Here is a 13,726-nt window from a genome sequence, read left to right as displayed (position 1 = left end):
ATCCATGTCACTGCCACCCCGTTCCAAGCCGCGCCGCCCCCAGGCGCGGCCTGCCGCCGGCCCGCGTCGCCAGCCCAAGGCGCCACCGGCCGAGCCGCGCCTGATCCTGTTCAACAAACCGTTCGACGTGCTGACCCAGTTCAGCGACGGCGATGGGCGCGCAACACTCAAGGACTACATCGACATCCCGGGCGTGTACCCGGCCGGGCGGCTGGACCGCGACAGTGAAGGCCTGTTGCTGCTGACCAACGATGGTGGCCTGCAGGCACGCATTGCCGATCCGAAGCACAAGCTGGCCAAGACTTACTGGGTTCAGGTGGAGGGGGAGCCGAGCGAGGAGCAGTTGCAGCGCTTGCGCGATGGCGTGGAGCTGAACGACGGGCCGACCTTGCCGGCCGAGGCGCGGCGCCTGGACGAGCCCGAACTGTGGCCGCGCAATCCGCCGGTGCGTTTTCGCAAGAGCGTGCCGACCAGCTGGCTGGAGCTGGTGATTCGCGAAGGGCGTAACCGCCAGGTGCGGCGGATGACGGCGGCGGTGGGGTTACCGACCTTGCGGTTGGTGCGGGTGCGGATTGGCGACTGGGCGCTGGATGGGTTGGAGCAGGGGTGCTGGCGCGAAGTGGCCGCCAAGCTTTAGTCCGGTTCAAGGGCCTATTCGCGGGCGTGCCCGCGAATGGCCCTGAATTTTCTACACCCCTTCGAGAAACCCCACCACCACGCTCTTGATGATAAAGGCCAACACCCCCAGCCCCAGCACGAAGAACAGGATCAGCGTCCCGAAGCGCCCGGCCTTGGACTTTTTCGCCAGGTCCCAGACGATGAAACCCATGAAACCGATCAACACGGTGACCAGGATGATCATCATCCACTCTTCGAATACGGCGGGATCCATCGGTGTTCTCCAGGCGGGTTGAGCGTCCGATTATACGCCTGCTTGCGTAGGCAATTAACGCAGGTGGGTCAATGGCAGCTCGGTGCTGGCCAGCACCTGGTTCAGTACGAAGCTCGAACGTACGCTGGTGACGCCTTCAATACGGGTCAGGCTGCCTAGCAGCAGTTTCTGGTAGTGGTCCATGTCGGGCACCACCACTTTCAGTTGGTAGTCGGCATCCATGCCAGTGACCAGGCTGCATTCGAGCACCTGTGGCAGGTTGCGGATGGCCGCCTCGAAGGTTTCGAAACGCTCTGGGGTGTGGCGGTCCATGCCGATCAGCACGTAGGCAGTCAGGCTCAGCCCCAGCTTCTTGCGGTCGAGCAGGGCCACCTGGCGCGAGATGTAGCCATCGTCCTCCAGTTGCTTGACCCGACGCGAGCATGGCGAAGGCGACAGACCGATGCGTTCGGCCAGTTCCTGGTTGGAAATGCGCGCATCGCGCTGCAATTCGGCGAGGATGCTCAGGTCGTAGCGATCAAGTTTGCTCATGGGTTATGCCTTTTCTGTTCGGATTGCGGTGAATTATCAATCCAGGGTGAAAAATTGCGCAAGTGCTATTTGTCTGAGCAATCTTCGCAATCATCTGCCGCAACTACTCCGCTATCTTTATCCACAGAATCACTGCCCGGACATCAGTCCACGGCGACGCGCCCTAGGCGGGCGGTCGCGGCCAGCCATCCAACAGGATCCGCCAGGCCCCCGGGCTACACACCTTCCAGAAGACGGTGTGAGGTGAGCCGGCGCCACAAGTGCCGAGCACGGACGACAATTCCTGAAGGGAGGCCCAGCGGCCTCCCTTTTTTCATGTCCGGAAATTTAATTGGCCTGCGTTACGGGCGCGGTAGACTGGCTGTGGTTGCCGTATTTTCTACCGAGAGGAACAGCATGAAGTCGCGCATCTGGCAGTTGGCAGGTGTTGGTATGTTGGGGGTGAGCATCAGCCTCGGGGCCATGGCCGAAGGGCCGGGCGAGGGGGCGTCGGGCCGCTCGCTCAATTCGCGTGACGAAGTGCAGCAGACCCAGCCGCCACGCCAGGGCTACTACCAGGACATTCCCCGCCGCCATGGCGATAACCGCTACTGGGAAGCCGGTGGCCCGGGGCAACGGCCTGGCGGTGACTGGCAGGGGCGCCCGGGTGGGCATGGCAATGGCTGGGGGCCAGGACCGCAGTATCGCCCGGGGCATACCATCGATCATTTCCCGGACCGCTACTGGAAAGTTCCCTACCGTGGCGATGACTACTTCTACTCCGGTGGTTACTGGTACCGCCCCCACGGTGGCCGTTATGTCGTGGTGACCCCGCCCTACGGCGTACGGGTCAACTACCTGCCGCCCTATGCGCGGGAAGTCTGGCTGGGCGGGGCGCTGTTCTTCCTGGTGGCCGATACCTATTACCAGTACCTGGCCGACAGCCGCGAATATGTGGTGGTCAACCCTCCGGTTGCCGGGCCGGCACCTGTAGGCGGTGGCTATGACGTGGTGGCCTACCCGATGTATGGGCAGGGCCAGGAGCAGCAGGACCAGGACCGTTACCAGTGCCACCGCTGGGCGGTGAGCCAGTCAGGCTTCGACCCGGCGACGGCGACGTACGCGCCGCCGGCCAATGTGGTGGACAACTACCGGCGGGCGATGGGCGCTTGCTTCAGTGGCCGGGGCTACAGTATCAACTGAAGCGGGACACGTCCCTGCAACGGAGAGCCCTGTGGGAGCGGGTTTACCCGCGAAGAATGCGACGCGGTGCATGGCACCGGCTGTGCCGGTGTTCGCGGGTAAACCCGCTCCCACAGTTACGCACACTGATTCACACCGGATCCGCATGTACCATCACATCTGCCTGTGGGTAACGCTGGCGGATCACCCTCGAGGCCTCCACGCACAACCCGTGCGCTTCATGCAGCGGTAACTGCCCCGGCATCTCCAGATGCAGCTGCACGAACCACTGGTTGCCCGACACTCGCGTACGCAGGTCATGCACGCCTTCGACCCCGGGAATGGACAGCACCAGCGCCGCCATGGCCTCGCCAACGTCGCCGGGCAGTTCCTGGTCCATCAGGATGGCCGTACTCTCCCGGGCGATCTGCAGCGCGCTCCAGAGGATGTAGACGGCGATTCCCAGGCCGAACAGCGCATCCAGTTGCGGCCAGCCAAAGCGTGCCAGCAGCAGGGCAAGCAGGATGCTGCCGTTGAGCAGCAGGTCCGAGCGGTAGTGCAGGGAGTCGGCCCGCACCGCCGTGGAACCGGTCAGGCGGATGACCTTGTGTTGCAGTGCCAGCAGGGCAAGTGTCAGCACCAGCGACAGCAGCATTACCGCGATACCGATGGTGGTATCACCCAAGGGTTGCGGGGTGTGCAGGCGATCCACCGCCTGCACCCCGATCAGCACCGCACTGACCCCGATGAACAGCGCCTGCGCCATACCGGCCAAGGCTTCGGCCTTGCCGTGGCCAAAACGGTGGTCGTCGTCGGCCGGGCGCAGGGCGTAGTGCACGGCGAGCAGATTGAGGAACGAGGCAACGGCATCCAGGGCCGAGTCGGTCAGCCCGGCCAGCAGGCTGACCGAGCCGCTCAGCCACCAGGCCAGCGCCTTGCTCAGGACCAGGATGCTGGCCACCGCCAGCGAGGCGCGGGTGGCCAAGCGTAGCAGGCGCTGGTGTTCAGCCGGGGTGGTTGTCATCCGTGGTCAGTGTCCTTGTGGTTCAGACTGCAGGCACCAGGCCCAGGCTGGCCAGTTGCTCGATGCTGCCGCGATGCTGGATCAGCCGTGGGTCGTTCAGCGGCAGGCGCTGGCCCAGTTCGCTTTCGAGAATGGCCTGCAGCTTCAGGTTGTCGACCTTGCCATCGGGGCTGACAGCCTCGCGCAGTTTGACCGGGTCGACCTGGGCGGATCGCCCGCCTGAGTAATAAATGGCGCCCGTGGCGAAGTCGATACCGAAGGCGATCAGCCCCGGGATCACGTAGAACAGGATGCCGATGGCATCCATCGCGGCAACCACAGGGTCGATCTTGCCGCCGATCTGGCCGCGACGTTCCGGATAGAGAATGGTGCCGCAGGCGGTCAGTTGGGTCAGCAAGGTGACGATGAGGGCGCCACCGATGACGCGGGTTGGGATGCGCATGTAAATCTCCGAAAGGTATTCAGCAGGGCAAGCGAAGCGCCTGCACCTGAAGCTAAGACCATGATAGAGCAGGCTGGGTTCGCCGTTATACTCGCGAGACTGTTCGAGGACCACCATGATTTCATTACCGATCGATGCTGTCTTGCCCGCTCTGCGCCAGGCCCTGGAAAACCGTGACGAAGCGGTGCTCGAGGCGCCACCTGGCGCCGGCAAGACTACCCGCGTGCCGCTGGCGCTGCTCAACGAGCCGTGGCTGGCAGGGCAGAGCATACTCATGCTTGAGCCCCGACGCCTTGCGGCACGCGCGGCTGCTGAACGGCTGGCCAGCGAGCTGGACGAAAAGGTCGGCGAAACCGTGGGCTACCGCATCCGCCTGGACAGCAAGGTCGGGCCGAAAACCCGCATTGAAGTGGTGACCGAAGGGATCCTCACCCGTCGCCTGCAGGCCGACCCGGCGCTGGAGGGGGTGGGGCTGTTGATCTTCGACGAATTTCACGAGCGCAGCCTCGATGCTGACCTGGCCCTGGCGTTGAGCCTGAATGGCCGGGAGTTGCTGCGTGACGACCCGCCACTGAAGATTCTGCTGATGTCCGCGACCCTGGAGGGCGAGCGTCTTTCGCGGCTGCTGGATGATGCCCCGGTGGTCAGCAGCGAAGGCCGCATGCACCCGGTCGACATCCGTTGGGGGCGGCCTTTCCAGCCAGGTGAGTTCATCGAGCCACGGGTTGTGGACAGCGTGTTGCAGGCACTGGCTGACCAGACAGGCAGTGTGCTGGTATTCCTGCCAGGTCAGGCCGAGATCCGCCGGGTGCACCAGAGCCTGCTGGAGGCGTTGGGCGAGCGCCCGGAGGTCCTGCTGTGCCCGCTGCATGGCGAGCTCGATCTCAACGCCCAGCGTGCGGCCATCGACCCGGCGCCCAAGGGCCTGCGCAAGGTGGTGCTGGCCACCAACATTGCCGAGACCAGCCTGACTATCGACGGCGTGCGCGTGGTGATCGATGCAGGCCTGGCCCGGGTACCGCGCTTCGACCCTGGCAGCGGCATGACCCGCCTGGACACCCAGCGCATCTCCCGCGCCAGCGCCACCCAGCGCGCCGGCCGTGCCGGGCGGCTTGAGCCCGGCGTGTGCTACCGCCTGTGGTCCGAAGCCCAGCATGACCAGCTGGCCGCCCACGGCAGCGCCGAGATCCTGCAGGCCGACCTGGCCGGCCTGGCCCTGCAGCTGGCGCGCTGGGGCGTGACGCCCGAGCAGCTGCGCTGGCTCGACCAGCCCCCCACTGCCGCTTTCGCCCAGGCCCAGGACCTGCTGGCGCGGCTCAATGCCTTCAAGCCTGGCTGCCGTGACAACCTCAGCGAACACGGCCAGGCCATGGCCGAGCTACCGGCGCATCCACGTATCGCGCATTTGCTGTTGCGCGGACAGGATCTGGGCCTGGCACCAATGGCCTGTGATGTGGCTGCGCTGCTGGGTGAGCGGGATATCCAGCGTGGCGGTGGCGCCGACTTGCACAGCCGACTGGCGCTGGTCAGCGGCGAGAGCAAGGCCGCCCGTGGCGGTCAGGGCGGCGTGCAGCGCGCCCGGCAGTTGGCCCGCCAATACCGTGGCCTGCTGCGTGGCAAGCCAAGCGCGCCGGTTGTGGACCCCGATCACCCACGCTGGCTGGGCGCGCTGCTGGCGCTGGCCTACCCCGACCGCGTCGCCCAGCAGCGCCGCGAGGGCAGTGCGGAATACCGGCTGGCCAACGGCCGTGCGGCGCTGTTTGCCGAAGTCGATGCGCTGATGAAGTGCCCGTGGCTGGTGATTGCCGACTTGGGCAGCCGCCAGGGCCAGCGCGAAGAACGCATCTATCTGGCCGCCGAGTTCGATCCGGCGCTGCTCGAGGGCGTGCTGGCCGAGCAGGTCGAGCGGGTGGATATCCTCGATTGGGACGAGCGCGAACAGGTGCTGCGCGCCGAGCGCCAGGTCAAGGTTGGCGAGCTGGTGCTCAGCCGTGAGCCGCTGCCCGGCCTGGATGACGAAGCGCGGGCTCGCGCGCTGCTTGGCCTGGTCCGGCGCAAGGGCTTGAACCTGCTGACCTGGACCCCCGAGCTGCGGCAATGGCAGGCGCGCGTGGCCTTGCTGCGTCAGCTGGACCTGGCCAAGGACGGCCACAGCGAATGGCCCGACCTGGCTGACGAGGCCTTGCTCGCCAGCCTGGAAGACTGGTTGCAGCCTTACCTGGGCAAGGTGTCGCGTCTCAGCCATTTCGCCGCGCTGGACCTGCCTTCGATGCTGCGCAACTTGTTGCCCTGGCCGCTGCCGCAGCGCCTGGAAGAACAGGCCCCTGCGCACCTGCCAGTGCCGTCCGGCTCGAACATCCGCCTGGACTACAGCGAAACGCCGCCGATCCTTGCTGTGCGCTTGCAAGAGCTGTTCGGCCTGGCGGACACCCCCCGCATTGCAAATGGTCGCCAGCAGGTCAAGCTGCACCTGCTGTCACCGGCTCGCCGGCCGGTGCAGGTGACCCAGGACCTGGCCAACTTCTGGCGTACGACCTATGCCGAGGTGAAGAAAGATCTGAAAGGGCGCTATCCCAAGCATTACTGGCCGGATGATCCGCTGGTGGCCGAGGCCACGGCACGGGCCAAGCCTCGGGGAACCTGACAGCAGCATTTCCGGTTAAACGGTAGGCCTGGGCATCACGCCCCGGCTTCGCCTTCCAGCAGCATGAATAGACGGTACAGCACCACGGTGCTGAACAGTTGCAGGAAGCCGCTGAGGCTGTCCATGGCCAGCTCCATGCCGGGCGATGGCTCGGGGAAGGTCATCAGCAGCAGCCCGTCGATCAGCCAGATCGGCGCCAGCACGCCTACAACGCAGATCATGATGCGCATGAAGTGCCCGGTGGTCATGCTTGCGCTGTCACGCATCGACTGCACCACCGGCCGGCCGCGCAGTACCAGGAGGTACTCGGCGAACACCAGGTTGATCATGATCCACACGCCCGGGAAGATGAACAGCGCCAGGCCGGCCATGATCAGCAGCGAGCTGATCAGGATCAGCAGGGCCAGCTGCGGCCACAATTGCAGGGCACGGGCGAACAGGTCGCGCTTGGCGATTTCCTGGCCGTTGCTGCGGGTGTCCAGGTACAGGATCAGCGCGGCGCTGTACAGCGGGTAGAACAGCAGGCTGACCAGCATGCCGTAGGCTGGTGATGCCTGGTCGCCCAGCTGGCGGTACAGCAGTTGGGTGATCAGGGCTTCCAGCACCACCAGCGGCAGGCACAGCTGGAGGATATTCGGCAGGTGACGGCGGAAGAAGTACAGGGAGTCGCGCAGGACGCTCAGCGGATTCATCAGTCAACATCGCATGGCAGCAAAAACAGGGGCATAACTTTAGCCCAAAGCAGGCTTGGGGCTGTCATTTGCTGAAAAAAGTTTCACGCCGCCGGTGATTGATTCCCACGCCTGTACGCCCCATCTTTGACGCTGTCCGTTGTCCCGCTACCCCGTGAGGTCGCCCCATGAATACTGAAGAACAAACCCTGATCGACGGCCTGTTCGGCCGTCTCAAGCAAGCCGAGGACCCGAGCCAGCCGCGCGATGCGCAGGCCCAGGCATGCATCGAGGAGCATGTGCGTCAGCAGCCGGCGGCGCCTTATTACATGGCCCAGGCGATCCTGGTGCAGGAGGCGGCTATCAAGCGCCTCGACGAGCAGAACAAGCAACTGGAAGCCGAACTGAAGCAGGCCCGTGCCCAGGCTGAGGCCGCCCGTGCCGGCAGCAGCGCGCCGAGTAGTGGCGGTGGTGGTTTCCTGTCCAGCATCTTTGGTTCGTCTGGGCGCAATGCGGCCCCGGCCGTGCAGCCGCAGCGTCCCGCTGCAACCCCCGTGGCATCTGGCGGTGGCTGGCGCGAGCCGTCGGCGCCGGGCTTTTCCCAGCCGCAAGCGCAGCAGCCAGGCTTTGGTGCCGCGCCGGCACGCAGTGGTGCCAGCAGCTTCCTCGGTGGCGCAATGCAGACCGCGGCCGGTGTGGCGGGTGGGGTGTTGCTGGCGCAGGGTATCAGCAGCCTGTTCAATCACAACTCGCAGCCGGAGGAGGTGGTCGAGGTGATCAAGGAAGAGCCGGCGCCGGCCAGCGACAGCGGTGGCTGGAACGACTCGGGGGCGCAGCAGCAGGTGGCTGACAATGGTGGTTGGGGCAGTGACCAGGGTGGTTATGCCGACAGCGATTATGGCAGCGATGATGGCGGGTTCTTCTCGGACGACGATTCTTACGTCTGACAGGTCTGGCATACTGCTGGCAGTTTTGGGGGCGCTGCGCGCCCCTTTCGCGACGCAAGGCCGCTCCTACAAGGGTACGCGAACCCCTGTAGGAGCGGCCTTGTGTCGCGAAAGGGCTGCAACGCAGCCCCCAGCAATCCCGGCCTGACAAGAGATGCCCAGGTGAAAAAGATCGCGCTGTTCGCCGATGTGCAGAACCTCTACTACACCGTGCGCCAGGCCCACGGTTGCCATTTCAACTACACCGCCCTGTGGGCCGATGTCAGCCGCGAAGGCCAGATCGTCGAGGCTGTGGCCTACGCCATCGACCGTGGCGACAGCAAGCAGCAGCAGTTCCAGCAGATCTTGCGCAACCTCGGTTTCGACGTGCGCCTCAAGCCCTTCATCCAGCGCAGCGATGGCTCGGCCAAAGGTGACTGGGATGTGGGCATTACCCTGGATGTGATCGACGCCGCCAGCCGCGTCGACCAGGTAGTACTGGCCTCCGGCGATGGCGATTTCGACCTGTTGCTGGAGCGGGTGATCCAGCGCCATGGCACCGAGGCAGTGGTGTATGGTGTGCCCGGGCTTACCGCACTGTCGTTGATCCGTGCCGCCTCCCGCTATGTGCCCATTGAGGGTGCGCTGTTGCTCAAACACTGAGGTCCTTGCATGGAACGCATCGCTGTCATCGACTTTGAAACCACTGGCGTTACCCCCGGCGCCGGCTGCCGCGCCACCGAGGTGGCGGTGGTGATGCTGGAGGGCGGGCGCATCGTCGAGCGCTACCAGAGTCTGATGAACGCGGGTGTGCCGGTGCCGGCCTTCATCGCCGGGCTGACCGGTATCACCAATGCAATGTTGCGCAGTGCGCCGCCGGTGGACAAGGTGATGAACGAAGTGGCCGAGTTCGTCGGTGGTACCCCGCTGCTGGCACATAATGCCGCCTTTGACCAGAGGTTCTGGGACTACGAACTGAGCCGCATCGGCCGTAGCCGCAGCCAGGCCTTCGCCTGTTCCCTGCTGCTGTCACGGCGCCTGCTGCCGGCGGCACCGAACCACAAGCTGGGCACCCTGACCCGCTGGGCCGGCCTGCCGGATACCGGTACCGCGCACCGGGCCATGGCCGATGCCGAAATGGCCGCCAATCTGCTGCAACATCTGGCTGGCGTGCTGCGCCAGAGCCACGGTGTCCAGCAACTCTCGCACGACCTGCTCTGCCGTCTGCAGAAAACCCCTGCCGCGAAGGTTCGTGAAACCCTGGCGAAGTACTGTTGACGGCTGCGAGGTGGTCGGTTTGAGAGTTGTGTTGTCTGGGAGATCGAGCGCCGCCCGCGCGGCGCTCGATCTCCCAGACAACACAACTCTCAAACCGAACGCCCCAAAATTGTGCCGCTCATTTGAACCCGTTTTGTAACTTATCTTTACCCAGGCAGGCCCTTAAACTGAATCACCCGTAAACGGATTTCGAGTGTTTCCCATGCCTGCCTCCCGTCGCTTCCCGTTGTTGCTCATTGGCGCTTTCCTGGCCTTGTACCTGGTCTGGGGCTCCACCTACCTGTTCATTCGCATAGGTGTCGAGAGCTGGCCACCGATGCTGATGGCCGGGGTGCGCTTTGTGATTGCAGGTGGCCTGCTGTACGGCTTCTTGCGCTGGCGCGGTGTGCCGGCACCGACCTGGCCGCAGTGGCGAGCTGCCGGGGCGATCGGTTTCCTGCTGCTCAGCTGTGGCAACGGTGGCGTGACCGTGGCCGAGCATGCCGGCGTGGCCTCGGGCGTGGCGGCGCTGGCGGTGGCGACGGTGCCGCTGTTCACCTTGCTGTTCGGCCTGCTGTTCGGGCACCGCAATTCGAAGCTGGAGTGGGCGGGGATCGCCCTCGGGCTGGTGGGTATCGGCCTGCTGAACCTGGGCTCCAACCTGCAGGCAAGCCCGATTGGCGCGGCGCTGATCATCTTTGCGGCAGCGTCGTGGGCATTCGGCTCGGTGTGGAGCAAGACCTTGCCGCTGCCCCAGGGGCCCATGGCCAGTGCCGCGGAAATGCTGGTCGGTGGCGCCGTGCTGTTGCTCGGCAGCGTGCTGTCTGGCGAGCGCATGACGCAGATGCCGACCGCTGCCGGCTGGGGGGCACTGGCCTACCTGGTGTTGTTCGGTTCGATCCTGGCGTTCAGTGCCTACATGTACCTGCTCAAGCACGTGCGCCCGGCAGCTGCCACCAGCTATGCCTACGTCAACCCGGCAGTGGCCGTGCTGCTGGGTATCGTCTTTGCCGGTGAGCAGATTGGTGCCGAAGAGTGTGTGGCCATGGCGGTGATCATCGGCGCGGTGGTGCTGATCGGCCTGCCGCAGTGGCGCAAGGCACCTGAGCCGGCGCAGCCATTGAAAGGCGAAATCTGCAAGTAGGCAGGGGTGATGCGGTAAACTTGCCGCCTTCGCTGAACCCCCCTGACGGTATTGCCATGAATTTCGCCAAACTCGGCCTGATCGAACCGCTGCTGCGCACCCTGCAGAAACTGGACTACACCACCCCGACCCCGGTGCAGGCCAAGGCCATCCCCGCCGTGCTGGCCGGCCGCGACCTGATGGCTGCGGCCCAGACCGGTACCGGCAAGACCGCGGGCTTTGCCCTGCCTGTGTTGCAGCGTCTGGCGCTGGAAGGCGAGAAGGTGGCCAGCAACTCGATCCGCGCGTTGGTGCTGGTACCTACCCGTGAGCTGGCCGAGCAGGTGCACAACAACGTGCGCGAGTATGCCGAAAACCTGCCGCTGAGTACCTACGCGGTGTATGGCGGGGTCAGCATCAACCCGCAGATGATGCGCCTGCGCCGTGGTGTCGACCTGCTGGTGGCCACCCCGGGGCGCTTGCTCGACCTGTTCCGGCAGAACGCCGTGAAGTTCAACCAGGTGCAGACCCTGGTGCTGGACGAAGCCGACCGCATGCTCGACCTGGGCTTTGCCGAAGAGCTACAGTCGGTGTACGCAGCGCTGCCACGCAAGCGCCAGACTTTGCTGTTCTCTGCCACTTTCTCCGACCAGATCCGCATGCTGGCGGGGCTTGCCCTGAATGACCCGCTGAGCATCGAAGTCAGCCCGCGCAATGCCACGGCCACCAGCGTGAAGCAGTGGTTGGTGCCTGTGGATAAAAAGCGCAAGGTCGACCTGTTCTGCCACCTGCTGCGCAAGCAGCGCTGGAAGCAGGTGCTGGTGTTCGCCAAGACCCGCAATGGTGTGGACCAGCTGGTGGAGCGCTTGCTGGCCGAGGGTGTGAATGCCGACGGCATTCACGGTGACCGCCCGCAAGCCACCCGCCAGCGTGCGCTGGACAGCTTCAAGGCTCGTGAAATCCAGGTGCTGGTGGCGACCGATGTGGCGGCTCGCGGCCTGGATATCGATGACTTGCCGCTGGTGGTCAACCTTGACCTGCCGATCGTTGCCGAGGATTACGTGCACCGCATCGGGCGTACCGGACGGGCGGGCAACAAGGGTGAGGCGATCTCGTTGGTGTGTGCAGATGAAGTGCAGTTGCTGGCAGCGATCGAAGTGCTGACCCGGCAGACCTTGCCGCGTCATGAAGAGCCGGATTTCATCCCTGACCACCGCGTGCCGATGACCGACGCCAGTGGCCAGGTGATCAAGAAACCGAAGAAGCCCAAGAAGCCGAAAGAAAACAGCGCCAAGCGCGGGTTGGGGCGCTGGATGGACAGTGCCGAGGCAGGCAGTGCCGAGCCGGCGGTGAAGGCGGTGCGCAAGGTGCCGAGCTTCAATGGTGGGCCGCGCAAGCGTAAGCCGTAGATTTGCGGTCTACGCGGTCTCTGTGGGAGATTGTCCAGCCCTTTGGGCTGCGCTGTCGCACAGATAACTGAATTCGCAAGCGATCCTCGTACCCTGTGGGAGCGGCTTTAACCGCGAAGAATCCAACGCGGTGCATGGCACCGGCTGCGCCGGTGTTCGCGGCTAAAGCCGCTCCCACAGGGCCCCTGCTAATTCAATGAGTTATGTGCAGTTCTATGAGAGCGGGTGGACGGTGTCAGCCTTGGGATTTGAGCCAATCCGCCGCTGCCCGCCCGGCCCGCAAGCCGCTGGCAAAGCACGCCGTCAGCAGATACCCCCCGGTCGGCGCCTCCCAGTCCAGCATCTCGCCGGCACAGAACACCCCCGGCATGCCCTTGACCATCAAGCCCTCATCCAACGCCTCGAAACGCACCCCACCCGCGCTGCTGATCGCTTCATCCAGCGGCCGTGTGCGCACCAGCGTGATCGGCAATGCCTTGATCGCCCTCGCCAAGGCATCAGGGTCGGCAAAGGTCGCCTGATCGGTCAGCTCACGCAACAGCGCCGCCTTGACCCCATCGATACCCAGCTGGCTGTGCAGGTGCTTGGCCATGGAGCGCGAACCCCGTGGCTTGGCCAGCGCCTGGGCAATCTTGTCCACAGGCTTGTCCGGCAACAGGTCGAGCAGCAACACCCCGTGGCCCTCACGGTTGATGGCCTCGCGCACCGGCGCTGACCAGGCATACACCAGGCTGCCTTCCACGCCCTGCGCGGTGAGGATGAACTCGCCCTTGCGTGGCGCGCTGCCGGGAACGCTGAGGGCAATGTTCTTTAACGGCGCACCGGCGAACTTGTCCTTGAGCAGCGCGCTCCAGCCTGCCACTTCAAAACCGCAGTTGCTGGGCTGCAAGGGCGAAATATCCACAGCCCGTTCGGCCAGCAGCGGCTGCCAGCTACCGTCCGAACCCAGTCGCGCCCAGCTGCCGCCACCCAGTGCCAGCACCACGACGGCGGCCTTCACCAACCGTTCGCCCTGTGGATAAGCAATCCGCAATGCACCCTCGGCATTCCAGCCAAGCCAGCGGTGACGGGTGTGGATAACTACCCCGCTGTCGCGCAGGCGCTTGAGCCAGGCGCGCAGCAGTGGCGCGGCTTTCATGTCGGTGGGGAATACCCGGCCCGAGGTGCCGACGAAGGTTTCGATGCCCAGGCCGTGAATCCACTGGCGCAAGGCGTCGGCATCGAAGTCGCGCAGCAGCGCAGCAATTTCACCCCGGCGCTCGGCATAGCGGCTGACGAACGCCGGGTAGGGCTCGGAATGGGTGATGTTCATGCCACCGACACCCGCCAGCAGGAACTTGCGGCCCACTGAAGGCATGGCATCGAACACCTCGACCGCCAGACCCGCCTGGGCCAGTGCTTCGGCGGCCATCAGGCCGGCTGGGCCGCCGCCGATGACGGCAGCGAGGGGAGGGGAGGCGGGGCTCAGATCAGACATGGTGGGCAGCAGGCTGTGGAAAAGAGGCGCATTCTAGCGCAGCGCGGCCTGTGGAAGCACTGATCAAAAAACAATCAGTGCTCTGCAGGCCTTGCCTGTAAAGGGCTGCAGCGCCTTTCCCGCAGGTTATCCACAAGCGGTTCCACAGTCATTGTGAACAACCGATGAC

At 64.8% G+C, this 13,726-nt stretch carries 14 protein-coding genes; 8 read left to right on the top strand and 6 right to left on the bottom strand.

From position 1 onward, the window contains the following. Window positions 1–4 precede the first annotated feature (4 nt). Entirely contained in the window at window positions 5–637 is a 633-nt protein-coding gene (locus tag CAY82_RS00565) for a pseudouridine synthase (RefSeq protein ID WP_087499493.1), read from the top strand. Window positions 638–688: 51 nt separating this feature from the next. Here the strand turns inward: CAY82_RS00565 and CAY82_RS00560 are convergent, their stop codons facing one another. Beyond that, on the bottom strand, window positions 689–892 hold the full coding sequence (locus CAY82_RS00560) for a DUF2788 domain-containing protein (RefSeq protein WP_013974331.1): 204 nt from the start codon (window positions 890–892) through the stop codon (window positions 689–691). Between the two features lie 54 nt (window positions 893–946). Beyond that, window positions 947–1,423 carry an Lrp/AsnC family transcriptional regulator gene (locus CAY82_RS00555; protein WP_003249795.1) on the bottom strand — a complete coding sequence of 159 codons (477 nt, stop codon included), beginning with the start codon at window positions 1,421–1,423 and terminating at the stop codon, window positions 947–949. A gap of 396 nt (window positions 1,424–1,819) precedes the next feature. Between CAY82_RS00555 and CAY82_RS00550 the strand changes: the two genes are divergently transcribed. Continuing rightward, complete coding sequence (locus CAY82_RS00550; RefSeq protein WP_087499492.1) at window positions 1,820–2,605, top strand: DUF6515 family protein; 786 nt, start codon at window positions 1,820–1,822, stop codon at window positions 2,603–2,605. Window positions 2,606–2,735: 130 nt separating this feature from the next. Here the strand turns inward: CAY82_RS00550 and CAY82_RS00540 are convergent, their stop codons facing one another. Further along, a complete protein-coding gene (locus tag CAY82_RS00540) occupies window positions 2,736–3,608 on the bottom strand; it encodes a cation diffusion facilitator family transporter (protein WP_087499490.1) in 873 nt (290 codons plus the stop codon). 22 nt (window positions 3,609–3,630) lie between these two features. Beyond that, window positions 3,631–4,050 carry a polyribonucleotide nucleotidyltransferase gene (locus CAY82_RS00535; protein ID WP_087499489.1) on the bottom strand — a complete coding sequence of 140 codons (420 nt, stop codon included), beginning with the start codon at window positions 4,048–4,050 and terminating at the stop codon, window positions 3,631–3,633. Between the two features lie 115 nt (window positions 4,051–4,165). On the opposite strand from CAY82_RS00535, the gene hrpB reads away from it, so the two are divergent. Then, window positions 4,166–6,694: an ATP-dependent helicase HrpB gene (gene hrpB / locus CAY82_RS00530; RefSeq protein WP_087499488.1), complete on the top strand. Its 2,529-nt coding sequence runs from the start codon at window positions 4,166–4,168 to the stop codon at window positions 6,692–6,694. Between the two features lie 35 nt (window positions 6,695–6,729). On the opposite strand, the gene CAY82_RS00525 is transcribed toward hrpB, so the two are convergent. Then, complete coding sequence (locus CAY82_RS00525) at window positions 6,730–7,386, bottom strand: YciC family protein (protein WP_087499487.1); 657 nt, start codon at window positions 7,384–7,386, stop codon at window positions 6,730–6,732. 167 nt (window positions 7,387–7,553) lie between these two features. Here CAY82_RS00525 and CAY82_RS00520 point away from each other — a divergent pair, with 167 nt between their 5' ends. From CAY82_RS00520 to CAY82_RS00500, 5 genes are all read left to right on the top strand, one after another. Then, the gene (locus CAY82_RS00520; RefSeq protein ID WP_087499486.1) at window positions 7,554–8,312 is read left to right on the top strand and encodes a DUF2076 domain-containing protein; all 759 of its coding nucleotides are present in this window, start codon (window positions 7,554–7,556) and stop codon (window positions 8,310–8,312) included. Between the two features lie 162 nt (window positions 8,313–8,474). After that, a complete protein-coding gene (locus tag CAY82_RS00515) occupies window positions 8,475–8,954 on the top strand; it encodes an NYN domain-containing protein (RefSeq protein WP_087499485.1) in 480 nt (159 codons plus the stop codon). Window positions 8,955–8,963: 9 nt separating this feature from the next. Then, on the top strand, window positions 8,964–9,569 hold the full coding sequence (locus tag CAY82_RS00510) for a PolC-type DNA polymerase III (protein ID WP_087499484.1): 606 nt from the start codon (window positions 8,964–8,966) through the stop codon (window positions 9,567–9,569). A 202-nt stretch (window positions 9,570–9,771) separates the two neighbouring features. Next, complete coding sequence (gene yedA, locus CAY82_RS00505) at window positions 9,772–10,692, top strand: drug/metabolite exporter YedA (protein ID WP_087499483.1); 921 nt, start codon at window positions 9,772–9,774, stop codon at window positions 10,690–10,692. A 56-nt stretch (window positions 10,693–10,748) separates the two neighbouring features. Continuing rightward, window positions 10,749–12,080 carry a DEAD/DEAH box helicase gene (locus CAY82_RS00500; RefSeq protein ID WP_087499482.1) on the top strand — a complete coding sequence of 444 codons (1,332 nt, stop codon included), beginning with the start codon at window positions 10,749–10,751 and terminating at the stop codon, window positions 12,078–12,080. 235 nt (window positions 12,081–12,315) lie between these two features. On the opposite strand, the gene CAY82_RS00495 is transcribed toward CAY82_RS00500, so the two are convergent. Next, window positions 12,316–13,557, bottom strand: coding sequence for a TIGR03862 family flavoprotein (locus CAY82_RS00495; protein WP_087499481.1), 1,242 nt, complete (start codon window positions 13,555–13,557; stop codon window positions 12,316–12,318). Between the last annotated feature and the right edge of the window lie 169 nt (window positions 13,558–13,726).

It is taken from the genome of Pseudomonas sp. SID14000, assembly GCF_002165135.1.
GTDB lineage: Bacteria > Pseudomonadota > Gammaproteobacteria > Pseudomonadales > Pseudomonadaceae > Aquipseudomonas.
The sequence above is the reverse complement of the archived record's forward strand: the minus strand, read 5'-3'. Positions and strand labels throughout refer to the sequence as shown.